The sequence below is a fragment of the Bacteroides sp. AF39-11AC genome (assembly GCF_003474285.1).
Classification (GTDB): Bacteria; Bacteroidota; Bacteroidia; order Bacteroidales; family Bacteroidaceae; genus Bacteroides.
Genome location: NZ_QROH01000002.1, coordinates 256337 through 283294, shown reverse-complemented (window position 1 = coordinate 283294; position 26958 = coordinate 256337). Strand labels below are relative to the sequence as shown.

The window sequence follows — 26958 nt, the reverse complement described above, 5'->3', positions numbered from 1 at the left end:
TATTGACTGAATGTATTGTGTTTTTGTTGATATTCAGTATTTTATGTTGTGCTGACGTATTGCTAACGTATTTATAATTTTGAATTGACGTATTTAAGAATGGGCTATGTAGAGTCCTTTTATTGCATTTTACTCTATGTTTGCAGTGTTCGATTGAGAACATAACCGAGAATTGTTAATCTTAATTTAGTAAAACTTATGAAGAAGTTATTATCAGTTTTATTTTTACTAAGCTTTACCTTAGCTTCTGTATATGCACAAGATATACAGGTAAAAGGTACAGTGATAAGTGGTGCGGACAATGAACCCTTACCTGGAGTAAATGTGGTGGTGAAAGGTAATGCCACTACGGGAACAATCACCGGTATAGACGGTGAATTTGCTTTGTCGGTTCCCTCCGACGCAATCCTTTCTATTTCTTATATAGGATTCAAATCATTGGAAATTCCGGTAAATGGCAAGCGTGAACTTAAAATTGTTCTGCAAGAAGATTCTGAAGCATTGGACGAAGTAGTAGTTATTGGTTACGGTACTCAGAAAAAGAGTGTGGTAACAGCGTCCATTGCCAGAGTATCATCTGAGGATTTGGCAAATACAGCTCCGGTTCGTATGGATAATGCTTTGAAAGGCTTGGCAGCTGGTGTTACAGTTACTTCCTCTTCCGGTCAGCCGGGTGCTGCAGCTCAGATTCGTGTACGTGGTGTAGGTACGATTCGTACGGAAAATGGCGCAGCCGATCCTCTTTATATTGTAGACGGTATGCCTATTGAAGGTGGTCTGGATTATTTGAATCCGAGTGACATTGCTTCTATCGAAGTTCTGAAAGATGCTGCTTCGGGTGCTGTTTATGGTGCACGTGCTGCGAATGGTGTAATTCTTGTTACTACTAAAAGCGGTAAGATTGGTAAGACGAAAGTGACTTATGACTTTTCTTATGGCTGGCAAAGTGCATGGAAGAATCGGGATGTGCTGAATGCTACGGAATATGCGCTCATGATGAATGAGGGTGCTATTAATGCAGGTATAGCTCCCAAATACAACGATCCATACTCTTATGGTACGGGAACTGATTGGCAAAATGAAGTATTTAATGATAATGCTCCCGTAATGAATCATCAGGTGAGTGTGAGTGGTGCGAGTGATAAGGTGAACTACTTGTTCTCAGCTGGTTATTATACCCAAGATGGTATTGTGGGTGGTAACTTTAATCGTTCTAACTATGAGCGTCTGACTTTGCGTAGCAATACACAATATAATCTCTTCGATGAATCTAAGAACCGTAATTGGTTGAATAGTTTAAAAGTGACTTCCAACCTTTCTTATGCCCGTATTAAAAGTACTGGCATTGAAGCTAACTCCACTTGGGGATCTCCGTTAGGTTCTGCTTTGGCTTTATCTCCGATGTTGACCGTTTATGATGAAGGAGATGCTGCACAAGCTCAGCTTGACAAGTATGCTAATACAACGGACTACACGCCGATTTATGACCCACGTAACGGTAAGCTCTTTAGTATTCCCGGTTCGGAATTTGGTGAAATGACCAATCCGATTGCTAATCTTTCTTTGCCCGGCGCAAAGAACTGGAGCCATAAGTTTGTGGCTAATTTTTCTGCAGAATTGCAATTATGGGATAATCTGAGATTCAAGACTTCTTATGGTGCCGACCTCTCTTTCTGGGGCAATGATGGCTATACTCCTCTTTACTATTTGAGAAGTGGTGGTGCTTCATCACGCTCTACTGCCTACTCAGAGAAGCATGACGGGACTGTTTGGCAGTTGGAAAATGTGTTGATGTATGATAAGACGATTGATAAGCATACATTCTCAGTTTTGTTAGGTCAGTCAGCCAAGAAGAATACTGGTTCATATCTTAGAGGTACACGTAACAATATTATCAATTATAGCCGTCCCTATCTCAATGCAAGTACCGGACAGGCAGCAGATGGTGATCAGACAGCAGCGGGTGCTCCTTCTGAGATCGCTACATTAGCTTCTCTTTTTGCACGAGCCAGCTATAACTATGACGAACGGTATATGTTCCAGGTTACAATCCGTCGTGATGGCTCTTCTCGTTTCGGATCTAATAATCACTATGCTGTATTCCCTTCCTTCTCACTGGGATGGAATTTGACAAACGAAAAGTTTATGCAGAAGCGTCCTGAGTGGCTGACATCTACAAAAGTCCGTTTCTCTTGGGGTAAGAATGGTAATGAAAATATCGGTAATTTTAAATATACTGTGTTAACTTCAACCGGTAATAATTATATTTTCGGAGCTGGAGAAAAGGTGATCAACGGTGTGAAGGCCAGTGGACTCGCTAATCCTGACTTGAAATGGGAAGAATCAGAACAGCTGGACTTTGGTATTGACTTTGGCTTCTTTAATAACGCTTTGACTTTTACAGCTGACTATTACAAGAAAACTACCAATGGTATGTTGATGGAAATGAATATCCCTTCATATGTGGGTGAATCCAAACCGATTGGTAACGTAGGTAAGATGGAAAACAGCGGTATTGAATTGGAAGCAGCATACAGATTCCGCGTATCTGACTGGAACTTCCGCATTGGTGGTAATCTGACCTATTTAAAGAATAAGCTGATTGAATATGGAAACGAATCCGGTTGGGCAAACCTTGATTCTTTCCAAGGTACAGGTACAATCAGCCGTGCTCAGAATGGTAAACCTTTCCCATACTTCTATGGATACAAAACTGCAGGTGTATTCCAGAATATGGATGAAGTGAATGCTTATACTAACTCTAAGGGAGAACTGATACAGCCGAACGCAGTCCCCGGTGATGTTCGTTTCGTGGATGTGGATGGAAGTGGTTCAATTGATGCTGATGACCGTACCGATATCGGAAAAGGTATGCCGGACTGGACTTATGGCCTTAATTTGAATGTCAGTTGGAAGAACTTCGATTTGAGTATGATGTGGCAAGGTACTATGGGTAATGACATTTATGATGCAACTCGCCGTACCGACATCTCTGCTACTAATCTTCCTTCATGGATGCTGAACCGTTGGACCGGTGAAGGTACTTCTAACCGTATCCCTCGTTTTATGCTGGGTGATAATACAAACTGGCAATCATCTGACTTGTATGTTTACGATGGCAGTTATTTGCGTCTGAAAAACATTCAAATAGGCTATACTTTGCCGGCGGCATTAACACAGAAAGTGTTTGTTTCTTCACTGCGCTTCTACGTAGCAGCAGAGAACTTGCTTACTTTCACCAAATATCATGGTTTTGATCCTGAAATTTCATCGGGTGGTACTTCACTTGGTGTTGACTATGGTGTATATCCTCAGGCCAGAACATGGACGATTGGTGCTAACCTCACTTTCTAATTTCTCATCTTTAAAATATAAAAAGTTATGAAAAGATATAAATATATAGTAGCAAGTTTGATAGCGTCCGCTTTCTTGGCTACAGGATGTTCAGAATCCTTTTTGGAGGTTTCTTCTCCAACAGATGAAACAATTAATTCTTATTTTACTACCGATGCGCATATTCAGGAAGCAGTAGTAGCAGCTTATGACCCTCTGCATTGGTCCGATTGGGCAATGGGTGAATATAATCCTGTAACTCTTATGAGTGATATCATGGCTGATGATCTTTGGATTGGTGGTCAGGACAGAACGGATAATCAGGCATGGCATTTGATGATGAATTTTGAAGCAATTCCTACAAATGTCATTAAAGGACTGTGGACTGTTTCTTATAGTGGTGTGAAGCGTTGTAATGATGTCATTACTTACTTAGGTTGGGCAGGAGATAATGTAACTGAAGAGAATCGGAAATATTACGAAGCTCAAGCTGTAACTCTTCGTGTACTCTACTACAATTGGCTGTGGAAGTTCTGGGGTAATATACCTTATTATAATACAAACCTGACATCACCCTATCTTGCGGAACAATTATCTGCAGACCAGGTGTATGAAAATATCATTACTGATCTTGAAGGTGTGATTGCAAGTAAGGTTCTTCCAATGAAAGAAACAGCAGATAATTATGGCCGTGTGACCAGGGCTATGACATATATGCTTTACGCTGAAATTGTAATGTATCAGAATGATGAATCCCGTTATGGTAAAGCATTACAGTATATGCAGGAAATCATCAATAGTACTCAGTATGGTTTACTTGAAAATTATGCTGATGTATTCAAGGAAGCAAATGAATGGGGTAAGGAATCTATATTTGAAGTGAACTATAAAGATGATGATGCTATTCGTTCATGGGATGGCCCATTGAATGCAGGCGGTACTGTACTACCTACACTGGTTAGTCCGCATACCTGGCCTAACGGAACAGATGGACATGATGAAGGATGGGGATTCTGTCCGGTTCGTTTGGAGACGTATGAACGTTATGCCAATAATGATACCCGTCGTGATGCTACTTGCTGGAATGCACAGGCTGCAATTGATGCTCATAATGCTGCCAATCCTACGAACCAGCTCACTTATAATCACCGTTATCAGGATACAGGCTATTTTCTCGAAAAGTATGCTGCACATACAGGTGATAATGCCGGTCAGAAGGCAGATGCACAGTTGAACTGGAATAACAACCTTCGTATCTATCGTTTCTCTGAAACTCTGCTGAATGCGGCTGAATTGATTACTCGCGGTGCTGGCTCGGGTGATGCAAAAGAATACTTGAATCGCGTACGTAAACGTGCCGGATTGACTACTGAAAAAGAAGCAACAATTGATAATATCATTGACGAACGTCATCTTGAGTTTGTGGGTGAAGGTAAGCGTTATTGGGATTTGATACGTACAGGTAAAGCTACCAGTGTGTTGGTGCCCGATGGATATGGTTACCGTACAAATACCTGGTCAGCAAATAAGAAGCATCTGCCTATTCCGCAGAGCGAAATTGATGCTGCACAAGGTACTTTAACTCAAAACAATTATTAATTCATTTAAAAAAAGAAGGATTATGAAAAAAATATATAGCTATATCGGAGGAATGTTGCTGACGACGGCTATGGCTTTTTGCATCACAGCCTGCTCACCCGATGACTTTACATCACCTAATGAAGCCGGCATTCCGGTTGCATCAACTTATGAAAATACGATTCAGATAGATGTGGATCAGGAAACCAATTGGGTAACTTTTACTTTTAACGCTCAACCGGGCATTACTCCTGTCTGGATATTTGACGGTAAGACCTATTCATCTTCATTTTCCATGAAGAAATATTATAGAAAAGCCGGAGATTATAGTGTGGATGTAAAAATTGCTAATGCCAATGGTGTAAGTGATGGTAGTATTTCCAAAACCTTCCGCATCAATAAGACGATAATGAATGGTTTCGGTGGATTTGTGTATGAAAGCGATTTTAATATGTGGACGAAGGCTACGATAGCGGCTCCCACCTTCTATTATGCTCCGGGATGGTCGGCTATTGCAGATCCTGCATATACATTGGAAAATGGTACTTATACAGTAAAATTGTTGGAGGCTACTGATGATACTTGGCAAGCGCAAATGGCAATGGCAACCAATATTTCAACAGAGGCTACTAAGAATTATGACTTTTCAGTAATTCTTACAGCTTCAGTAGCACACTCCAATGTTACAGTAAAATTGGTGGATAGTACGGATGATGGTAATTTCTATTTTGAAGAAAAAGGTATAAAACTGGAAGCTAACGAACCGCTTTGCTTCTGGAAGAGTAATATGCCGGGCATTGATATCGCTAATCTGAAGCTTGTTTTTGATTTTGGCCGCAATGCAGCTGGCACGGATATGACTATTGAAAGTATTGTGTTAAAAGACCATGCTAATGACGACGGCACTGAAGTTCCTGTAATCGATGAAACTCCTGAACCTACATGGGTTGCTGTCGATAGTAAGGATAACCTTTGGAATGGCATGACCTATGTTAACAAATTCTTTTATGCAAATAGTGACTGGAGTCCCAAACCTAATCCGGCTTTGGTCATTGATGGCAGGTCTTACTCTTTGTCTTTCCCGGAAGCTACTGCAGAAGCATGGCAGAATCAATTCTCATTTGAGACTGATCTTACAGCTGACACAGAGACTGCCTATGACCTCCATGTTATCTTATATTCAACAGTGGACCTTAAAAATGTAACTGTTAAATTGGTGCAGACCAATGAAATCGGTGAAGATGGTAAAGAAATCAAGCATGATGGTAACTTCTTCTTTGATAAGAAAGTGGATTTAGTTGCTGATTCAGAAAAAGCTGTTTGGGCAGCTTCTGTGAAAGCTCCTGAAGCTATGCATGCTATATCTTTAGTATTTGACTTCGGAGGTAATCCTGCCAATACTGATGTAACTATTAAAGACATCATCTTACAAAAGCATAAAGACTGACATGATTAAGAATATAAAGCTAATGACAATACTTTCTTTCTTTACTTGCCTGCTCGGTTGCTTTAGCTGTGGCAGTAGCGACGGCGAGCCGGAAGTATTCTCTCCTGTAGTCAGTGTAGCGCCAACTCAAATAACGGCTACTTATGAAGGCTCCGTCACAATACTCTCGGTTAAGTCCGATCAGGAGTGGACTGCCTTCAGCAATGAAGACTGGATTACTTGTAAAATATTGAGTAATGCTCTGCAGGGGACAGTTGAAGTAACGGTCAAAGCTAATACCACTTACCAACCCCGAGAGGGGTCGGTAGTGGTAAAGTCTGGTACCACACGTGTTTCTGTTCCGATATCACAAGAAGCAAAACCTGATATTGTAGATCCGGATATCGACACTCCTGAGGGCTATCGGTTGATATGGCAGGATGAGTTTAATGACTCCAAACTGTCTACGCCCGACGAATCATTGTGGTGGTATGAGACAGGTGCCAGTGGCTGGGGGAACAATGAGATACAAAACTACATTCCCGGTTCGAAGAATGGAGAAACTTGTGCTCAGGTAAGTAATGGGACACTGAAGATTATCGCTAAGAAGGTGGGTAGCGAGGTTTATTCTATCCGCATGAATACAGTCGAAAGTTGGAAGTATGGCTATTTTGAAGCTCGCCTTAAACTACCGACAGGAAAAGGGACCTGGCCTGCATTTTGGATGATGCCGAAGAATTATACAGCTTGGCCCGATGATGGTGAGATTGATATTATGGAAGAAGTGGGTTATGATCCTAATGTGATTTTATCAACAGTTCATTGTAAAGCTTATAATCATTCAATAGGTACTCAAAAGTCAGGAACCATAAAAGTGCCGACTGCGCAAACGGAGTTTCATGTATATGCCGTTGAGTGGACGGAAGACTTTATCAAAGGGTATGTGGATGGTAAGTGCTACTTTACTTTTGATAACGATAAAAAAGGGAATAAAAACACCTGGCCCTTTAATGCAGCTTTCTACTTGAAGTTGAATCTTGCATGGGGAGGTGACTGGGGAGGTGCTCAGGGTATAGATGAGTCGGCCTTACCTGCAACTTACGAGATTGACTATGTACGTGTATTTCAGAAAAAATAATTGAATAGGTATGAAAGCTAGAAGAATTTTTTCCACTTGCTTGCTCCTTCTGCCTTTTGTCTCTTGTACGCAAGTGGCAAATAAAGGTAGCGATGCGGCAACCGAGAAAAAAGTAGAATCTCTCCTGTCTAAGATGACCCTTGAAGAAAAAATCGGTCAGATGAACCAGATTACCTCTTATGGGAATATTGAGGATATGAGTAGTTTAATTAAGAAAGGTGAAGTCGGGTCTATCCTGAATGAGGTGGATCCGGTACGTATTAATGCGTTGCAACGCGTAGCGATGGAGGAGTCCCGGTTGGGAATCCCTTTGTTGATAGCTCGCGATGTTATTCACGGGTTTAAAACCATTTTTCCCATCCCATTGGGACAAGCGGCTTCGTTCAATCCGCAGATTGCAAAAGACGGTGCACGGGTGGCAGCTATTGAGGCTTCTTCCGTAGGTATCCGTTGGACTTTTGCACCGATGATCGACATTGCCCGTGATCCTCGCTGGGGGCGCATTGCCGAAGGATGTGGTGAAGACACTTACCTGACTTCTGTAATGGGAGCTGCCATGGTAGAAGGTTTTCAGGGAGATTCTTTGAATAGTTCCACTTCCATAGCTGCCTGTCCTAAACATTTTGTGGGTTATGGTGCAGCCGAAGGCGGGCGTGACTATAATTCGACATTTATTCCTGAACGTCGTCTGCGCAATGTTTACTTGCCACCGTTTGAAGCGGCAGCGAAAGCGGGTGCAGCTACGTTTATGACTTCCTTTAATGATAATGATGGGATACCCTCTACCGGAAATGCTTTCATTTTGAAGGATGTGCTTCGTGGCGAGTGGGGATTTGATGGTTTGGTAGTGACAGACTGGGCTTCTGCCAGCGAAATGATAAGTCATGGTTTTGCTGCCGATTCTAAAGAAGTAGCCATGAAATCAGTGAATGCCGGAGTGGATATGGAAATGGTAAGTTACACCTTTGTAAAAGAATTGCCTGCATTAATAAAAGAAGGAAAGGTGAAAGAAAGCACCATCGATGAAGCCGTTCGTAATATATTGCGCGTCAAGTATCGTTTGGGATTGTTTGATGCTCCTTATGTAGATGAAAAGCAACCCTCTGTCATGTATACTCCTTCTCATCTGAAAGTAGCTAAGCAGGCGGCTGTAGAATCGGCTATCTTGTTGAAGAATGATAAAGAAGTACTGCCGTTACAAGAGTCTCTGAAAACCGTTGCTGTGGTAGGGCCTATGGCCAATGCGCCTTATGAACAATTGGGTACCTGGATCTTTGATGGTGAGAAAGCTCATACTCAGACACCATTGAATGCTATTAAGGAAATGGTTGGCGACAAGGTACAGGTGATTTATGAACCCGGATTAGCTTATAGCCGTGAGAAAAATCTGGCAGGCGTGGCAAAAGCTGCCGCTGCTGCTGCACGTGCAGATGTCATTCTTGCTTTTGTGGGTGAGGAAGCCATTCTCTCGGGTGAAGCACACTGTCTGGCAGATTTGAATCTTCAGGGTGATCAAAGTGCTTTGATTACGGCTTTGGCTAAGACAGGTAAACCTGTAGTAACCATTGTGATGGCAGGTCGTCCGTTGACTATCGGTCAGGAAGTGGAAGAATCAACAGCCGTTCTTTATTCATTCCATCCGGGTACGATGGGTGGACCGGCATTGGCCGATTTGCTTTGGGGGAAAGCGGTTCCAAGTGGAAAAACACCGGTTACTTTCCCGAAGATGGTAGGACAAATTCCGGTATATTATGCTCATAACAATACCGGGCGGCCGGCTACACGGAATGAGGTGTTGCTGGATGACATTGCTGTTGAGGCTGGACAAACTTCATTGGGATGTACTTCTTTCTATATGGATGCCGGTTTTGATCCTTTATTCCCATTTGGCTATGGCTTGTCATATACAACGTTCAAGTATAGTAATGTCAAACTTTCATCAGCATCATTGAAGAAAGATGATGTATTGACTGTGACATTTGATCTGGAAAATACAGGTAAATATAAGGGGACGGAAGTTGCTCAATTGTATATACAAGATAAGGTTGGTTCTGTAACTCGTCCGGTGAAAGAACTGAAACGTTTTACTCGCGTAACCTTGAAACCGGGCGAGAAAAAGAATGTTTCGTTTGAACTACCCATTAGTGAACTTGCATTTTGGAACATCGATATGGTGAAAGTTGTGGAACCCGGAGATTTTGGACTTTGGGTGGCAACAGACAGCCAATCGGGAGAAGAAGTTTTCTTTAAGGTGGTAGATTGATTGGTGATTTTAAGGTTAAAGAAGAAGAGGGGCAGACCGTGATGGTTCGCCCCTCTTGCAATTTATTTGATGCGCTTGTAGCCATAAACAGCATTAGCACCCAGTTCTTCTTCGATGCGGAGTAACTGGTTATATTTTGCCATACGGTCTGAACGGCTTAACGAACCGGTTTTAATTTGCCCGCTATTGGTAGCAACGGCAATATCGGCAATCGTAGCATCTTCCGTTTCACCGGAACGATGGGAGGTTACAGTAGTATATCCGTGGCGGTGAGCCATTTCAATGGCATTCAATGTTTCGGTCAGGGAGCCGATCTGATTTACTTTGATCAGGATAGAGTTTGCACAACCTTTTTCAATACCCATAGCCAGGAAGTCAACGTTAGTAACGAAGAGGTCGTCACCTACGAGTTGACAGCGGTTACCGATACGGTCGGTAAGTTTCTTCCAGCCTTCCCAGTCATTTTCACTCATACCGTCCTCGATAGAGTCGATAGGAAATTGGTTGATGAGTTGTTCCAGATAGTCAATCTGTTCATCGGCTGTACGTTTCTTGCCTTTTGCACCTTCGAATTTGGTATAATCGTAGATGCCATCTTTATAGAATTCGGAGGAAGCACAGTCCATGGCGATCATGACGTCTTTGCCCGGTTCATATCCGGCTGCTTTAATGGCAGCGATAATGCTGTTCAGAGCATCTTCCGTACCTTCCAGATTCGGAGCGAAACCACCTTCGTCACCTACGGCAGTACTCAGTCCCCGGTCTTTTAATACTTTCTTCAATGCGTGAAATACTTCAGCACCCATGCGCAGACCTTCACGGAAGGAAGTTGCACCCACAGGGCGTATCATGAATTCCTGAAAAGCAATAGGAGCGTCACTATGTGAACCACCGTTAATGATATTCATCATCGGTACAGGCATTACGTATGTATTGGTGCCACCGATGTAGCGGTACAGAGGTATATCGAGATAGGCAGCTGCTGCTTTGGCTACGGCAAGGGATACACCGAGAATAGCATTGGCACCCAGGTTAGATTTCGTTTTGGTTCCATCCAGTGCCAGCATGGCATGATCGATACCCATCTGGTCGAGGGCAGACATTCCAACTAACTGAGGAGCGATGATGTTATTGATATTTTCTACGGCTTTCAACACACCTTTACCTCCATAACGTCCTTTGTCGCCATCACGGAGTTCCAATGCTTCGTGTTCTCCGGTAGAAGCTCCGGAAGGAACGGAAGCACGGCCCATAAAGCCTGATTCCAACATTACATCTACTTCCACTGTAGGGTTTCCTCTTGAATCGAGGATTTCACGTCCGATAATCTTTTCTATTTTCATAACTATGATATTATTTGTAATTATTTTAAATAGAGAACAAGGGACAATCGGCTTTTGTTCAGTAAAAGATTCATGTTTTGTAAGTGATACCGGTTACTGAATTCTTATTTTCCTCCGATAACTCCTCCAACTATAGCTGCTGCTACTCCTAACGTGATACTTAATATAAAATAAGTGAAGAATAATCCGTATAATCCTTGTTTTAATAGAATTACTCCATCATTTGAAAAAGTAGAGAATGTGGTGAAACCTCCACATAAACCGGTTGTCAGCAGTACCCGGTATTCTGTTGCTAAATTGAAGCGTGCCGACCACGCATAAAATAATCCGATAAGGAAACTTCCGAGAATATTGACTGTAAATGTCGCCCATGGAAAAGAGTAGGGGATAATCCGTTCGTGCAACATTTGTTGTACAGAGAATCGAAGTACACTTCCCAGACCTCCGCCTAAAAAGATAAATATTAATGTTTTAGTCATTTTCTATATTGATTTATGGGACTATTTCTAAGATCGCGGCAAAGTTAGTATTTATATTTCATCTATATTTTCAGAAAGAGGCTTTTTCTTTAAGATTCAGTCCTTTAATGTCTTATGCAAACGTTTGCCGGGAATTCATCTATATTTTCATTTTATTCCTTCGTCCGCATTCCTTTTCATCCTTATATTTGCATCACGATTACAATTCTCTAAAAATAATTCAAATCATGAAAAACATGAAAGTAATTAAATTGTTCTGTCTTCTGCTCTTTTTATTTGTGAGTAATTGGACAATGGCTGAGAGCATTACCTCTCCAAACGGACAACTGCAACTGAACTTTTCAGTGAATGCACAAGGTGAACCGATCTATGAACTTTCCTACAAAGGAAAAGCAGTTATCAAACCTTCTAAACTTGGTCTGGAACTGAAAGATGCTCCGGGATTGATGAATGGATTTACACTGGCAGACACCAAGACTTCTACTTTTGATGAAACTTGGGAGCCGGTATGGGGGGAAGTGAAGCAAATCCGCAATCATTATAATGAAATGGTTGTGACACTGAATCAGAAGGCTCAGGATCGTAATATGATCATCCGTTTCCGCCTTTTTGATGATGGGCTGGGTTTCCGTTACGAATTTCCTTTATCTAAGAATCTGAATTACTTTGTTATTAAAGATGAGCATACTCAGTTTGCTATGGCAGGCGACCACACTGCTTTCTGGATACCGGGTGATTATGATACTCAGGAATATGATTATACAGAATCTAAACTTTCTGAAATCCGTGGTTTGATGAAAGGTGCCATTACTCCTAACTCTTCACAGACTACTTTCTCTCCGACAGGTGTACAAACTTCCTTGCAGATGAAAACTGCCGATGGTCTTTATATTAATTTGCATGAAGCTGCCTTGGTGGATTATTCTTGTATGCATCTTAATCTGGATGATAAGAACTTCGTATTCGAATCTTGGTTAACTCCTGATGCAAAAGGGGATAAAGGATATCTGCAAGCTCCCTGCAAATCTCCATGGCGTACGGTTATCGTAAGTGATGATGCTCGTGATATCCTGAATTCTAAACTGACGCTGAATCTGAATGAGCCTTGTGCTTACGAAGATGTTTCCTGGATTAAGCCAGTGAAATATGTAGGTGTATGGTGGGAGATGATTGCCGGTAAGAGCACTTGGGCTTATACCGATGATTTACCTTCAGTAAAATTGGGTGAAACGGATTATACTAAAACTAAACCTAACGGACGTCATGGTGCTACCAATGAGAACGTAAAACGTTATATAGACTTTGCTGCTGAAAATGGACTTGATCAAGTACTGGTAGAAGGTTGGAACGAAGGATGGGAAGACTGGTTCGGTCACTCTAAAGATTATGTTTTTGATTTTGTAACTCCGTATCCTGACTTTGATGTGAAGATGTTGAATGAATATGCTAAGAGTAAAGGTGTGAAATTGATGATGCATCATGAAACTTCTGCTTCCGTACGCAATTATGAACGTCATATGGATAAAGCTTACCAGTTTATGGTAGACAACGGTTACAATGCAGTAAAGAGTGGCTATGTAGGCAATATGATTCCTCGCGGTGAACATCACTATGGTCAGTGGATGAACAACCACTATCTCTATGCTGTGACTAAAGCTGCTGATTATAAGATTTGTGTAAATGCTCATGAAGCTGTACGTCCTACCGGACTTTGCCGTACTTATCCTAACCTGATTGGTAACGAGTCTGCTCGTGGTACGGAATATGAGGCTTTCGGTGGCAGTAAACCGTTCCACACTACTTTACTTCCGTTTAATCGTCTGATTGGCGGTCCGATGGATTATACTCCGGGTATCTTTGATACGAAATTGGAATTCATGGGTGACCTTCCTCATGGACAGGTACAGACTACTCTCTGTAAGCAGTTGGCTCTTTATGTAACATTATACAGTCCGTTGCAGATGGCTGCCGATTTGGTTGAGAATTATGAGAAGCATATGGATGCTTTCCAGTTCATCAAAGATGTAGCTGTGGATTGGGATGATAGTAAATATTTGGAAGCGGAACCGGGTGATTATATTACGGCAGCCCGCAAGGCTAAAGGCACGAGCAACTGGTTTGTAGGTGGCATCACTGATGAAAATGCACGTACTTCCAACTTTACTTTGGATTTCCTGGAACCGGGTAAGCAATATGTTGCTACTCTCTATGCAGATGGTAAGGATGCTGATTACAAAGAGAATCCGACCTCTTATCAGATAAAGAAAGGTCTTGTAACCAATAAGACTAAGATGTCTGTGAAGTTGGCACGCAGTGGTGGTTTCGCTCTTAGTTTGATTGAAGCTACTCCGGCAGATAAGAAGGCTGTGAAAAAGTGGAAATGAAAAATCTTAAGTTAAGAAATATTCATAATTTAGGGTAGGAAGAAGTTTTTATTAGGCATTAGGTAACGCGCCCCGCAAGAGAGATAGTTCTTGCGGGGCGTTTATTATTAATAGCCTGTCGACAAGAAGTTAAGAGTTTGTCGACAGGAAGTTAACTTCTTGCCGACAAGAAATTAAGACCTTGTAAGTGACTAATTATCAGTATGGTTTGAAACTGTCTGAAAGTTAAATAGCAGGCACTGTAAGAATTATTTTTATTAAACATTTTGTTCTTCCAAAAATCCCCCTTATCTTTGTGCCCGCTGAACGAACGATTAACGAAACTTTTCTATGCTAATTTGTTCGTTTACTGTAAAATAAGAAGCTGAAAATTGTGTGTTATCTGCTTGGACAGATTTTTCACTCTTCAAAAGCGCCTGTTTGTATTTCCTGCGATAGGGAATTCAGATTTTGGCCATTGAACGTATCAAATTCAATATCACGAATTGACGTTTTAACCGGAAGGGGTTTCATTCCCCCGGTGTCCCCAAGGAATATCCTTTTCTGAACACTTCTGAAGTGAACAAGCCAATTAGCGAAGATACATATTGGTACGCTTTGCGTATCACCTATAGCCGGGAGCTTGCTCTGAAAGAGTTTCTGGACCGGAATAATATTGAAAATTTCATTCCTATGCGCTATGAATATGTAACCCGGAAAGAGCAGCGGATTCGCAAGCTTGTTCCTGCAATACATAATCTGGTCTTCATTCATGCTACCCGAAAAAAGATAGATGAAATAAAGGAGGAAAATGCCATACATCTTCCTCTTCGCTATATTATGGATCGTGAAACGAGGCAGCCTATCGTTGTTCCTGAAGTTCAGATGCGCCATTTTATAGCTGTTGCCGGTTCGTATGATCAGCAGGTAATTTATTTGCCTCCTACAGAATATTCCATGCAGAGAGGGGATCGTGTTCGTATCACTGGTGGTGTTTTTGAGGGAGTAGAGGGTATATTTGTCCGGGTAAAGGGGGATCGTCGTGTAGTGGTATCTATTCAGGGAGTCATGGCGGTTGCTACAACTTTTATTCATCCCTCTCTTATTGTTCCTATAACAGAAGAATAATTCATAGTTTTTAATTTATAATTCATAATTATATGAAGTCCCAAATCGATGCTTTGCGTCAACTCACGCATGAGCTTCTTTATCTTGGCATGGATGGTGAGCCTATCTATGCAGATCGTTTTCATCAGCTAAATTCGGAGGTTTATAGTCAGGCGGAAGCTTTGTACGGTGAGAAAACTGGGAATGATGAGGAAGAAGCAACTCTTTGTATTACCCTATTGAAAGCTTATAGTGCTACGATTTATAATCATGGAGATAAGGATGAAAAGATTCAGGAACTGTTGAATCGTAGTTGGGAGGTTTTGGGCAAACTTTCGGATTCTTTGTTAAAATGTCAATTGTTGGTGGGCTGTTATGGTGAGACATTTGATAACGAGTTGGCGGAAGAAGCACATAGAATTATAGATAGTTGGATGCCTTCATTAACTAGTGAGCAACAAGAAATTGTTGATGAACTGAAAGGAATAGAGGATAATCCATATGCTGAATTTCGAGAATAGTAAGAGAATTAATTTGGATTATATTTTGTTGTTACATGTCTTAGGCTTTTATTTAATATACTAGATTCTCTAGTTTGGTATTGAACGATATTTAGAGAATTAACCTCAAATGAATATATATAAATGTTTTCAAAGGTATAAATATAAAATATTTAATAATAGAATTTTGCTAACAAATTTTTCTTATTTAGCAATACTTCAAATATTTATTATGCTTTCTCCTTTGATTACATATCCTTATCTAATAAGGGTTGTAGGACTTGAATTAAATGGAGTAGTTGTTTTTGCACAGTCCATTTCAACTTACCTTTCTTTAATAATAAATTTTGGATTTAATATTTATGGTGTAAGGCAGGTTGCACTGTATAAAGAAGACCAAGTTGAGTTAAATAGGATTATTTCTACTATTTACACTAATAAATTTATTATTTGGTTTTTTCTTTTGTTGGGTTGGTTGTTGTTGATATCTAAATTACAATTCTTTTCACAATACTATTGGGCCTATTTTTACTCTTTTTTTATAACATTTAATGAACTATTATTTCCTGTATGGCTTTTTCAGGGATTAGAGAGAATGAAATATATTACTATTATAAATGTTTTAGTTCGCTCTTTATTTATAATCTTGATATTTTTTGTAATAAAAGAAAAAATAGATTATTACTATGTCCCTTTGTTAAATGCTATTGGGGCTTTAATAGCGGGTTTATTATCGTTTTGGATAGTTTTTGTAAAACTGGGTTTTAAATACATAATTCCTTCTTATTCTGCTATGATTTTTTATGTAAAAGAAGGTTTCCCTTTATTTATTTCTTCTGTATCTATTCAAATATATACTAATATAAATAAGCTTTTAGTTGGTGGCTTTTTAGGAATGGAGGATGTGTCCATATATGATTTTTGTGAAAAGATTGTTTCTTTGGTTCGTATGCCTGTATCTATCATTTACCAGACAATATTTCCTAAAGTTTCTCGTGAAAGGGAACTTGTTTTTGTAAATAAAATGATGATAATTGTTTTTTTTATAAATATAATACTTTGCTCTATAATAATATTGCTTACTCCTACTATTATGAATTTTGTACTTGGTAATGTTTTAAGGAGTGGCATTATAGTAATATTAATAATGCTAATTTCAACAATCATTGCAGGAATTAATATTTTTTTAGGAGGGTGTAGATTGGTTGCTTGGGGGTATTCAAATACATATTCAAAAATAGTGATATTTAATAGTTTCTTTTTTGTAGGATTAATATTTTGCATATATATTTTGGATTTTATTTCTTTATATACAATTGTCATATTAAACCTCTTGACTGAGTTATTTGCTTTGTATTTATATTATACACAAAATCGAAAAATAGGCTTAATAATGAGTTCTAAATAAATATGTTTATTTTTTATTATTGAGTGGTGTCTGTCTTATTACTAAAATATTTATCATATTTAAACTCATATGATGATTGGTTTAATAACTAGTTATTATAGGTGGTTTTGTTTAAATATATAGAGATATAATATCGTTTTTTTAAGTATATGAAAATATTGGTTACTGGTGCTTCTGGATTCATAGGGTCTTATGTTTGTAAGTATTTGCTTGATCGTGGTGATGAAGTGGTAGGTTTGGATAATATTAATGCTTATTATGATGTTAATTTAAAATATGGGCGTCTAAAAACTTTAGGCATTAGATGTGAGAAAATAGATTGGTATAAATTTGTGCGGAGTGATAAATATGAACACTTCCATTTTATTCGTATGAATTTGGAAGATAAACAAGCTCTACAAATGCTTTTTGCCAATGAGTATTTTGATAAGGTTGTAAATTTAGCGGCTCAAGCTGGAGTACGTTATTCAATAGAGAATCCGTATGCCTATGTAGAAAGTAATATAGATGGTTTTCTAAATCTGTTAGAAGGTTGCCGTCATTATCAGGTTAAACATTTGGTTTATGCCAGTTCTAGTAGTGTTTATGGGCTGAATGGAAAGGTTCCTTTTTCGGAAAAGGACAGTATAGCACATCCTGTAAGTCTTTATGCAGCAACTAAAAAAACAAATGAATTGATGGCTCATACGTATAGTCATTTATATGGTATTCCTTCTACCGGTTTGCGCTTTTTTACTGTTTATGGCCCTTGGGGACGTCCGGATATGTCGCCTTTCCTTTTTGCCGATGCCATGTTGCACGGGCGGGCGATAAAGGTTTTCAATAGTGGTGATATGTTGCGTGATTTTACTTATATTGACGACATTGTTGAAGGGGTCCTTCGGGTGATAGATCATATTCCTTCTTCTAATCCGAGTTGGAGTGGTCAAATTCCTGATCCCAGTTCTTCCACTGCTCCATATAAAATATATAATATAGGTAATTCTCATCCAGTGAAACTTATGGACTTTATTCAGGCTATTGAAGAAGCTATCGGACATCCTGCAGAGAAAATATATCTTCCGATGCAACCGGGAGATGTTTATCAGACAAATGCAGATACTACTGCTTTGCAGAACGAATTGGGATTTAAACCTAATAAAGCAATCAAGGAAGGAGTTAAGGAAACGATAGAGTGGTATCGTTCTTTTTATCATTTATAATTAAAAGTCAGCAAATTATTATGAAAATAGCAATAGTTGGTACTGGGTATGTTGGTTTAGTTACAGGTACTTGTTTCTCGGAGATGGGAATAGATGTTACTTGTGTGGATGTACAAGAAAGTAAAATAGAGAATCTGAAGAAAGGTGTTATTCCTATTTATGAACCAGGTCTAGAAGATATGGTACATCGTAATTATACTGCTGGTCGTTTGAAATTTACTACGGATTTGGAGGAGTGTCTGGATGATGTTGAGGTTGTGTTCAGTGCAGTTGGTACTCCTCCTGATGAAGATGGTAGTGCTGATTTGAAATATGTGTTAGAGGTAGCTCGTACTATTGGTCGTAATATGAATAAGTATGTACTTGTTGTAACTAAGAGTACAGTTCCAGTAGGTACTGCACAAAAAGTGAAATCTACTATTCAAAAAGAACTTGATGAACGCAATATTCAGATAGAATTTGATGTGGCTTCTAATCCTGAATTTTTGAAAGAAGGTGATGCCGTGGATGATTTTATGAAACCTGACCGTGTAGTGGTAGGTGTGGAATCGGAAAAGGCTAAAGGTATAATGGAACGGCTTTACAAGCCCTTCATGATGAATAATTATCGTTTGATATTTACAGATATTCCAAGTGCTGAGATGATAAAATATGCTGCTAATTCTATGTTAGCTACACGAATTAGTTTTATGAATGATATTGCGAATCTGTGTGAGTTGGTTGGTGCTGATGTGAATATGGTTCGTAAAGGTATCGGGGCGGATAGTCGCATTGGTAGTAAATTTCTGTATTCAGGTTGTGGATATGGCGGTTCTTGTTTCCCGAAAGATGTGAAAGCTTTGATAAAGACAGCTGAGAAAAATGGTTATTCAATGCGTGTTTTGAAAGCTGTGGAAGAGGTGAATGAGAGACAAAAGGGGGTTCTTTTTGAAAAGTTGTTGAAGCATTATAATGGGGATTTGAAAGATAAACAGATTGCTTTATGGGGGGTGGCTTTCAAGCCTGAAACGGATGATATGAGAGAGGCCCCAGCACTGGTTTTGATTAATAGGTTGATAGAGGCTGGTGCTAAAGTGAGGGTTTATGATCCGATAGCGATGGATGAATGTAAACGTAGAATAGGGGATAAGGTTGCCTATGCTGCGGATATGTATGATGCGGTGTTGGATGCAGATGCATTGATGTTGATTACGGAGTGGAAAGAATTTAGAATGCCAAGTTGGAAGGTTATAATAAAAACAATGAAAACAGCAATAGTGTTTGATGGACGAAATATTTATGATAAAGCGGAATTGATAAACTTGGGTTTGACTTATTCTAGTATTGGTGTATGAATGATCTAAAAAAGTTAAAGCAATTAGATATGCCTATTGTGTCTGTTATTATTCCAACTTATAATACGAGACAACAATTATTGGATATGGTTGAGTGTATGAGAACTCAAACATTACAAAATTGGGAACTGATAATCGTAGATGATAAATCTATGGATGGTTCACTGGAGTATATAAAGAGTATTATTACAGATGAGAGAATAAAAATAGTGGTAAGAGATAGAGAACCTAAAGGTTCGGTTGTGTGTAGAAATATAGGATTTGAACTTGCTAGCGGAAAATATGTTATACATTTTGATGCTGATGATTTAATATCCCAAAAATGTTTAGAGGATAGAACTAAATATATGGAAGATCACGCAGATATTGATTTTGCTATATTTAGAGGTAAATCATTTACTGATCCTGATAATAAAAATCTTTTTTCCTCAAATGATAAGTCTTGGGGAGTTAAAAAAGGGGATGTAATTGCCGATTTTTTAAGAGCTAATTATCCTTTTTCTGTATGGAATTTGATTTTTAGAAAAAAAAGTGTTTTATCTTTCTTATGGGATGAAAAAGTTAAAATATATACTGATTTTAGTTTTATAATTCCTTTGTTATTTTCTAATCTCAAATATGAATTTGCCGATAATGATTCTTATGATTATTTTTATCGGGTAGAACCTAATAGAAATAATATGTGTACAAATTTTGTTTCAGAAGAAAAGTGTATTTCAACTTTATATCTATTTGATAAGACTATAAAAATACTGAATACTTCTATCCACAATAGATTTTATAAGAAAAATTTTTTAGGTTTGCTGGAACTTCATTTCTCCCGATTACTATTGAACGCTAATGATGAAAATATATATTCGTTTATCTGCTTTGTGAAGCAAAATTTTGGATATGCAGTTTGGATAAGATTCTCTATTTTGGAAAAGATATGTCGACCTTTTAAAAAGCAAAATATGAAAAAGATTCTGATGTATTTATTTGAGGCAATATTATTTTTGAAAATGGATAATATAATATATAATATCAAAAAGTATGCGTAGGTTTGCTTTTTTCATAATAAAGATCATAGCTTTTCTTTCTTTGTGCATTTTTCCTTATCGAGTGATGTATTATTTGAAAAGAATAAAAGATATTTTCTTGTCAAATAGATTTGCCCTTAAAATTAAATCTGGTAATAATTTTAATATAGGATGTCCTTTCCATGTGAAAGGACATCGTTATATCTGTATTGGACATAATTTTAGTGCATGTCCTGGACTTAGGATAGAGTGCTGGGATAAATATGCAGGTTATAGCTATTTTCCACAAATAGTCATTGGTAATAATGTGTCATGTAATTATAGATGTCATATTGGAGCTGTAAATAAGATTGTAATAGGTAATAATGTATTGTTGGGAAGTCAAGTTTTAATCATAGATCATGCACATGGCGAAGGTGATGTAGATCTGTTTCAGGCTCCTATTGACAGAAAGTTGTTTTCAAAAGGCCCTATTGTTATTGAAGATAATGTTTGGATTGGTGATGGAGTTTGCATTTTAGCTAATGTGACAATAGGATGTAATTCTATAATAGGAGCAAACGCTGTAATAACGAAGGATGTACCTCCATATAGTACTGTTGTTGGGAATAATATAATACTAAAGAGGACATCTAACTAATTTAGATAAGGTGCATTTATAAATTTATAGTCTTATTATTGTGGATTTGGTAATATTTAATGCTGTTTTATATCTAAGTACTACTATTATATATTTTTATAAGCGTAGAGTGATAGATATAGGTTTTATATTATTATCGATTTACTCTTTTGTTGCAATAATGGCTATTCCTTGTCATTATTTTCTTAATGTTTTATGGCAGAGGGATATCACTTTTTTTCCATTTCTTTATTTATATATAGTTCTGCTACTTTTTTTTAGGGCTTATTTATTGCCAACTGATGAACTTTGTTTAAGGATAAAAGAACGAAATTTGAATAAACTGAAGTTACTTGCTGTAATATATATAATGTCTTCAGTGGTTGTTTTGATGTTATTACTGCCTCAAGTTTTTATGAATATAGTATCAGGAGCATGGAATGAAGTCAGAGAGAATCTTTATGAAGAAGGAGTTAGTATTCCATATTATTCTCCTATTGATTTCTTGATGATGAATTTTACTAATTATAGTAGCTCATTTATGATATTGCTATTTTTTTATTTTTTAGCATATCAGAAAGTGAGTAAAACTTTTTTGTTTTATTTTGGGCTCTCTATTCTAGCAACAAGATTCTCTCTTGCGCTTTATATGTCTTCAAGAGGATTATTGGTCGAATTTATATTATCAATTATAGTTTGTTTTTATTTGTTTAAGGCTAAATTCACTAATAGTTTGTTACGACATATAAAGCTTTTATTTGGAGTATTACTTTTTTTGATTTTACTATATTCTTTCTCTGTTACTGCTTCTCGATTTGGAGATGAAACAGATAAACTACCTGAAGAATATTCGCAAAACATTTCGTTAGTAGATTATTTTGGACAATCTTTTTTGGTTTTTAATAGTGGTGTTTATCCTATGCATACTTATGCAAATGGAAAGTATATGTTTAAATATTTATATTCTATAGCTGGGGAAGATACGTCAATAGAACAAAATGTGTTGGGAGCAAGTTATGGAACTGGATTTTTTACATTTGTTGGAGCATTATATATTGATTTTGGTCCTTTCTTTACAATTTTGTGTGCTTTGTTATTTCCTCTATTTTTGAAAAAGAGAGTAACTAAAAGAGTTATATATTTAGAAGATATGTATTTGTATTTTTTCTTTCTTAATCTGATGTTAATGGGAGTATTTGTGATTGGTAGTGGAGTAATTTTATCTATCATATTTGCTTTTATTATGTATGCGTATTTGAGGTGTGCATTCTATCCCAAAAAGATAACTAATGTGATTTGTAATTAATTTATTTTATGGTTTCAATATTGCTTTCAACATATAATGGAGAATTATATCTTAATGAATTGATAAACTCAATACTTAATCAAAGTTATTCTTCATGGGAGTTATTTATTAGAGATGATGGTTCGAAGGATGATACAAATATTATAATTGATGCATATTGTATAAAATATCCTGAGAGAATATTTAGGATTCCCTCCTTTGATGAAAATGTAGGTTCTGGGAAATCTTTTATGAAACTATTGGAAGGTGTTGATTCTGATTATTATATGTTTTGTGATCAAGATGATGTTTGGTTGAATAATAAGATAGAACTATCTATGAAAAAAATGGAGGAATTGGAGTCTTGTGGAAAAGGTAAAGCTATAGCTATTTTTACGGACTTGAAGGTTGTTGATGAAAAACTTAATTTAATATCAGATTCATTGTGGAAATATTCTAATATATCAGCTGCTTATTCTAAAGATTTTTATCGAATGCTTGCATGGGGATGTCCTGCATATGGTTGTACTATGCTGTTTAATTCGAAAGTGAAGCAATATGTATTACCATTTCCAGAATGGAAATTTCATGATTTATGGACGATTTTAATAATTTCAAAGAAAGGCATTGTAGATTATATATCTTTCCCAACAATTTTATATAGACAACATACTTGTAATGTAACGGGAGCTCATCAAAAAAATAATAAAAAATATTATCTTTCTCGTTTTTTGCATATGAATGAATTAGTAATTGAACAACGCAAACTGTTTCTGATGTACAAAGATCTGCCATTTAATATTTCTTTGGTAAAAATATTTATCTTAAAAATGCTTAAGCTGTTTAAATGATAAAGTATGGGTAAAATAATAGTTGATATATGTGGTACTTTATTTAATTCTAATACAACATATGATTTTTGTCGTTTCTTTTTTGTGAATTCTAAAAGATATAGAATTTTGGAAATAATTTTCAATAGTAGCTTTATTTATCTGCTAAATGCTGCTTGTTTTAAGCTAATGAGAAAAGATATAAAGAAAATTATTTTAATAAAAATGCTGAATGGATATTCTTATGAAGAGTTATATAATGCAGCTAGCTTATTTTATGACCAATATTTAGTATATCATAAGAATATAGAAGTGTGGAATCTATTGAACCATTATTTGCAAAATTGTAAATCTGAAATTGTTATTTGTTCTGCGACTTTAGATTTTATAGCAGATGCCATTGCTAATAAAATGCATATTGAATTGCATATTTCATCTCGTTTACTGTATACATTAAAAGCAAAGTGTAAGGGAAAAATACTTGTTGACTTGTATGGTATGAAGAAAAGTGCATTACAAGCAAAAAATATTTCTCCCCCCTTTGAGGCTGTTTTTACTGATGATATTTCAGACATCGAATTGCTAAAATTTTCAGTAAGAAGATTCGTAATAGTTTCTAAAAAAAAACGTCATAAATGGGATGTGTTACTGAAAAAAAGTGATATTATTAATTATAAATACCTTTATTCTAATGCGTAATTGGGCATTTTATTTACCTTTTTGTTATACGTTATTTATACGTTTTTCAAAAGTTAGTCAATTTATCTCATGGGTGGCTATTTATATTATTCCAACTCTTTTAGTTTTTTTGTCTTTTTATGAGAAAGGGATGTTTTCTTTTCTTTTGTGCTATTTTTTATCTGTCATGTTGGTGTATAATTATTATGAAATTGGATATATTCAGAATGATACTGAGACAATAAAGAAGGAAAATAATCCTACATTGAGACTTACAATGATACAATTGCAATATTATAAATCTCATTTTATTTTGATTTATAGTAGTCGAATATTTTGGGGCATATTGTTGTCTTTATTATTATACTTATTATCGGATTTTGTTTCTTATTTTATATGTTCGTCTATTCTATTATTACTTTTATATCAAGTGTACAATAATGTACGCAATAGATTTACTTTGTTTCTTCATTTTTTATTGGTTATTATACGTTATTGGGCAATTATATTATATTTCCCTATTTCTTTATCTTTTATGTGTTATTTGTTGCTTCTATTTCCTGTGCTGAATTTGTTAGAGCGTTCGTCTGAATCTAGGTTCCATATTCCTTATATATCATATTTAATTGCGGATAGAAATGATATTCCATTATTTCGTGTTAAGTATTACTTAACACTCTTATTTTTAATGCTGATTTTGGAAATTTTTACAGAAATTCCATTAGTCATATTATTTCTATCTTTTTATTTTTTTTCCTATCGAATTATAGTGTATTTTTTCATGAAGAAAAAAATAATAAAACATATAGATTATTCTAAATAAAAATGTCCAATTTTACAGATAAAACTTTGTTGATTACTGGTGGAACAGGTTCCTTTGGTAATGCAGTATTACGTCGTTTTCTGGATTCTGATATCAAAGAAATACGTATATTTTCAAGAGATGAAAAAAAACAGGATGATATGCGCCATGCATTACAAAATCCTAAGGTGAAATATTACATAGGTAATGTGCGGGATAAGTCGTCTGTAGATGTGGCGATGAATGGCGTAGATTATGTATTTAGTGCTGCTGCTTTAAAACAAGTTCCTTCTTGTGAGTTTTTTCCTATCGAAGCTGTCAGGACCAATATTATGGGTACTGAAAATGTTTTAAATTCAGCCATAGAACATGGTGTACAGAATGTGGTAGTTCTTTCCACAGATAAGGCTGCCTATCCTATTAATGCAATGGGAATGAGTAAAGCTTTAATGGAGAAAGTAGCAATAGCCAAAGGTCGTGAGTTGGGTGAAGGTGCTCAAACAACAATTTGTTGTACTCGCTATGGTAATGTGATGGCTAGCCGTGGCTCTGTGATACCTTTGTGGGTAGAACAGATGATGGAAGGTAAGTCTATTACTATTACTGATCCCAATATGACACGCTTTATGATGACATTGGACGATGCGGTTGATTTGGTAATATATGCTTTTACCCATGCTCATAATGGTGATTTGTTTGTGCAGAAAGCTCCTTCTGCCACATTGGAAACTTTGGCGCAAGCATTAAAAGAAACATATGCTAGGGTTGATGGAAAATATCTTGATACAGAAGTGAAAGTTATAGGTACCCGTCATGGTGAGAAATTGTATGAAACTTTGGTAACCCGTGAGGAAATGGTTAGAGCTATTGATATGGGGGATTATTACCGTATACCTTGTGATACTCGTGATTTGAATTATGATAAGTACTTCACAAAGGGTAATGAAGAGATTTCTAAGGTAGAGGATTATCATAGTCATAATACTTATCGCTTAGATGTAGAAAGTATGAAGGAGCTCTTACTGAAACTCCGTTTTGTTCGTGAAGATATGGGACTTGAGCCAAAGGCTAAGGCTCGTGAAATCAGAAGTGAATAATAAATATAACTATAGCTATGTTGAAAGTTATGACAATTGTTGGTACCCGCCCTGAAATTATAAAGCTGAGTCGGGTAATGGCCGAACTGGACAAATATACGGAACATGTAATTGTCCACACTGGTCAAAATTATGACTATGAGTTGAATGAGATATTTTTTCAAGAGCTTCATATCCGTAAACCGGATTATTTTCTAAATGCTGCGGGTAGAAATGCAGCGGAAACGATAGCCAACGTAATTCGTAAGTCTGATGAGTTGATGGAGGAAGTGAGACCGGATGCTGTACTGTTGTATGGTGATACTAATAGCTGTATTTCTGTAATTTCGGCAAAGCGTAAAAAGATTCCGATCTTCCACATGGAGGCTGGAAATCGTTGCTTTGACCAAAGAGTTCCAGAAGAAATCAACCGAAAAATAGTGGATCATCTGAGTGACATCAATATGCCTTTATCTGAACATGCTCGCAAATATCTTCTGGCTGAAGGGTTGCGTCCGGAAACTGTAATAAAGACTGGTTCTCCAATGACAGAAGTTCTTTTATATCATAGAGATGAAATTGAAAAAAATACTGTTCTGGAGAATGAAGGTTTGAAAAAGGGAGAGTATTTTATTGTCAGCACTCATCGTGAGGAGAATGTAGATTCGGAAGATAATTTCTCTGATTTGCTTGTTTCTTTAAATGCTATTGTTGAGAAGTATCATAAGAAAGTGATCGTATCTACTCATCCTCGTACCCGAAAGAAACTGGAATCCATTGGCTTTGTAAATTCAAATCCAATGGTTGAGTTCATGAAACCTTTTGGATTTATGGAATATATTAAACTTCAGCAAAATGCTTTTTGTGTGATTTCGGATAGTGGTACGATTACAGAAGAATCTTCTATCCTTCATTTTCCAGCGATAACAATCCGTCAAGCTCATGAACGTCCTGAAGGTATGGATGAAGGGACATTGATAATGACTGGATTAAATAATGATCGCATTTTGGATTCAATAGATGTAGTTACGTCTCAATATGCAGAGAGTGCAGATGCTATTCATTCTATCCCGGACTATGCGGCAAACAATGTTTCTAAAAAAGTAGTTCGTATCATTCTTTCTTATACTGATTATGTTAACCGTACGGTATGGCATAAAACATTCTAAACTTAC

Annotated in this window: 20 protein-coding genes; 18 read left to right on the top strand and 2 right to left on the bottom strand. The window is 37.1% G+C overall.

Annotation, left to right across the window (positions count from 1 at the left end; genetic code table 11):
- The first annotated feature begins 198 nt into the window (after window positions 1-198).
- Genes DW036_RS03915 through bglX form a run of 5 tightly spaced genes read left to right on the top strand, consistent with a single transcriptional unit; the run spans window position 199 to window position 9738 of the window.
- Complete coding sequence (locus DW036_RS03915; RefSeq protein WP_118461448.1) at window positions 199-3354, top strand: TonB-dependent receptor; 3156 nt, start codon at window positions 199-201, stop codon at window positions 3352-3354.
- Between the two features lie 27 nt (window positions 3355-3381).
- Entirely contained in the window at window positions 3382-4932 is a 1551-nt protein-coding gene (locus DW036_RS03910; RefSeq protein WP_118461447.1) for a RagB/SusD family nutrient uptake outer membrane protein, read from the top strand.
- A 22-nt stretch (window positions 4933-4954) separates the two neighbouring features.
- Entirely contained in the window at window positions 4955-6358 is a 1404-nt protein-coding gene (locus DW036_RS03905; RefSeq protein ID WP_118461445.1) for a hypothetical protein, read from the top strand.
- Between the two features lies 1 nt (window position 6359).
- Window positions 6360-7475 carry a family 16 glycosylhydrolase gene (locus DW036_RS03900; protein ID WP_118461443.1) on the top strand — a complete coding sequence of 372 codons (1116 nt, stop codon included), beginning with the start codon at window positions 6360-6362 and terminating at the stop codon, window positions 7473-7475.
- Between the two features lie 10 nt (window positions 7476-7485).
- Window positions 7486-9738 (top strand): beta-glucosidase BglX, encoded by a 2253-nt coding sequence (gene bglX, locus DW036_RS03895; RefSeq protein WP_118461441.1) that lies wholly within the window; start codon window positions 7486-7488, stop codon window positions 9736-9738.
- Window positions 9739-9800: 62 nt separating this feature from the next.
- Here the strand turns inward: bglX and eno are convergent, their stop codons facing one another.
- On the bottom strand, window positions 9801-11081 hold the full coding sequence (gene eno / locus DW036_RS03890) for a phosphopyruvate hydratase (RefSeq protein WP_007666300.1): 1281 nt from the start codon (window positions 11079-11081) through the stop codon (window positions 9801-9803).
- A gap of 104 nt (window positions 11082-11185) precedes the next feature.
- The gene (gene crcB / locus DW036_RS03885; RefSeq protein WP_118461439.1) at window positions 11186-11560 is read right to left on the bottom strand and encodes a fluoride efflux transporter CrcB; all 375 of its coding nucleotides are present in this window, start codon (window positions 11558-11560) and stop codon (window positions 11186-11188) included.
- Between the two features lie 227 nt (window positions 11561-11787).
- On the opposite strand from crcB, the gene DW036_RS03880 reads away from it, so the two are divergent.
- From DW036_RS03880 to wecB, 13 genes are all read left to right on the top strand, one after another.
- Complete coding sequence (locus tag DW036_RS03880; protein WP_118461437.1) at window positions 11788-13944, top strand: glycoside hydrolase family 97 protein; 2157 nt, start codon at window positions 11788-11790, stop codon at window positions 13942-13944.
- A gap of 558 nt (window positions 13945-14502) precedes the next feature.
- Entirely contained in the window at window positions 14503-15051 is a 549-nt protein-coding gene (locus DW036_RS03875; protein WP_115502495.1) for a UpxY family transcription antiterminator, read from the top strand.
- Between the two features lie 32 nt (window positions 15052-15083).
- On the top strand, window positions 15084-15551 hold the full coding sequence (locus DW036_RS03870) for a UpxZ family transcription anti-terminator antagonist (protein WP_118461435.1): 468 nt from the start codon (window positions 15084-15086) through the stop codon (window positions 15549-15551).
- Between the two features lie 109 nt (window positions 15552-15660).
- Window positions 15661-16938: an oligosaccharide flippase family protein gene (locus tag DW036_RS03865; RefSeq protein WP_118461433.1), complete on the top strand. Its 1278-nt coding sequence runs from the start codon at window positions 15661-15663 to the stop codon at window positions 16936-16938.
- Between the two features lie 149 nt (window positions 16939-17087).
- A complete protein-coding gene (locus DW036_RS03860) occupies window positions 17088-18140 on the top strand; it encodes an NAD-dependent epimerase (protein WP_118461431.1) in 1053 nt (350 codons plus the stop codon).
- Between the two features lie 20 nt (window positions 18141-18160).
- On the top strand, window positions 18161-19474 hold the full coding sequence (locus tag DW036_RS03855; protein WP_118461429.1) for a UDP-glucose/GDP-mannose dehydrogenase family protein: 1314 nt from the start codon (window positions 18161-18163) through the stop codon (window positions 19472-19474).
- The gene (locus DW036_RS03850) at window positions 19471-20514 is read left to right on the top strand and encodes a glycosyltransferase family 2 protein (RefSeq protein ID WP_118461427.1); all 1044 of its coding nucleotides are present in this window, start codon (window positions 19471-19473) and stop codon (window positions 20512-20514) included. The genes DW036_RS03855 and DW036_RS03850 overlap by 4 nt, the downstream gene beginning before the upstream one ends.
- A gap of 64 nt (window positions 20515-20578) precedes the next feature.
- Window positions 20579-21133 carry an acyltransferase gene (locus DW036_RS03845; RefSeq protein WP_118462017.1) on the top strand — a complete coding sequence of 185 codons (555 nt, stop codon included), beginning with the start codon at window positions 20579-20581 and terminating at the stop codon, window positions 21131-21133.
- Window positions 21134-21173: 40 nt separating this feature from the next.
- Window positions 21174-22418: an O-antigen polymerase gene (locus tag DW036_RS03840; RefSeq protein WP_158585939.1), complete on the top strand. Its 1245-nt coding sequence runs from the start codon at window positions 21174-21176 to the stop codon at window positions 22416-22418.
- An 8-nt stretch (window positions 22419-22426) separates the two neighbouring features.
- A complete protein-coding gene (locus DW036_RS03835) occupies window positions 22427-23248 on the top strand; it encodes a glycosyltransferase family 2 protein (protein ID WP_118461424.1) in 822 nt (273 codons plus the stop codon).
- A 6-nt stretch (window positions 23249-23254) separates the two neighbouring features.
- Window positions 23255-23926, top strand: a complete 672-nt coding sequence (locus DW036_RS03830; RefSeq protein WP_118461422.1) for a haloacid dehalogenase-like hydrolase — start codon at window positions 23255-23257, stop codon at window positions 23924-23926.
- Between the two features lie 804 nt (window positions 23927-24730).
- Window positions 24731-25804, top strand: a complete 1074-nt coding sequence (locus tag DW036_RS03825) for a polysaccharide biosynthesis protein (protein WP_060408598.1) — start codon at window positions 24731-24733, stop codon at window positions 25802-25804.
- Between the two features lie 17 nt (window positions 25805-25821).
- Window positions 25822-26952: a non-hydrolyzing UDP-N-acetylglucosamine 2-epimerase gene (wecB, locus tag DW036_RS03820; protein ID WP_118461420.1), complete on the top strand. Its 1131-nt coding sequence runs from the start codon at window positions 25822-25824 to the stop codon at window positions 26950-26952.
- Window positions 26953-26958: the final 6 nt, after the last annotated feature.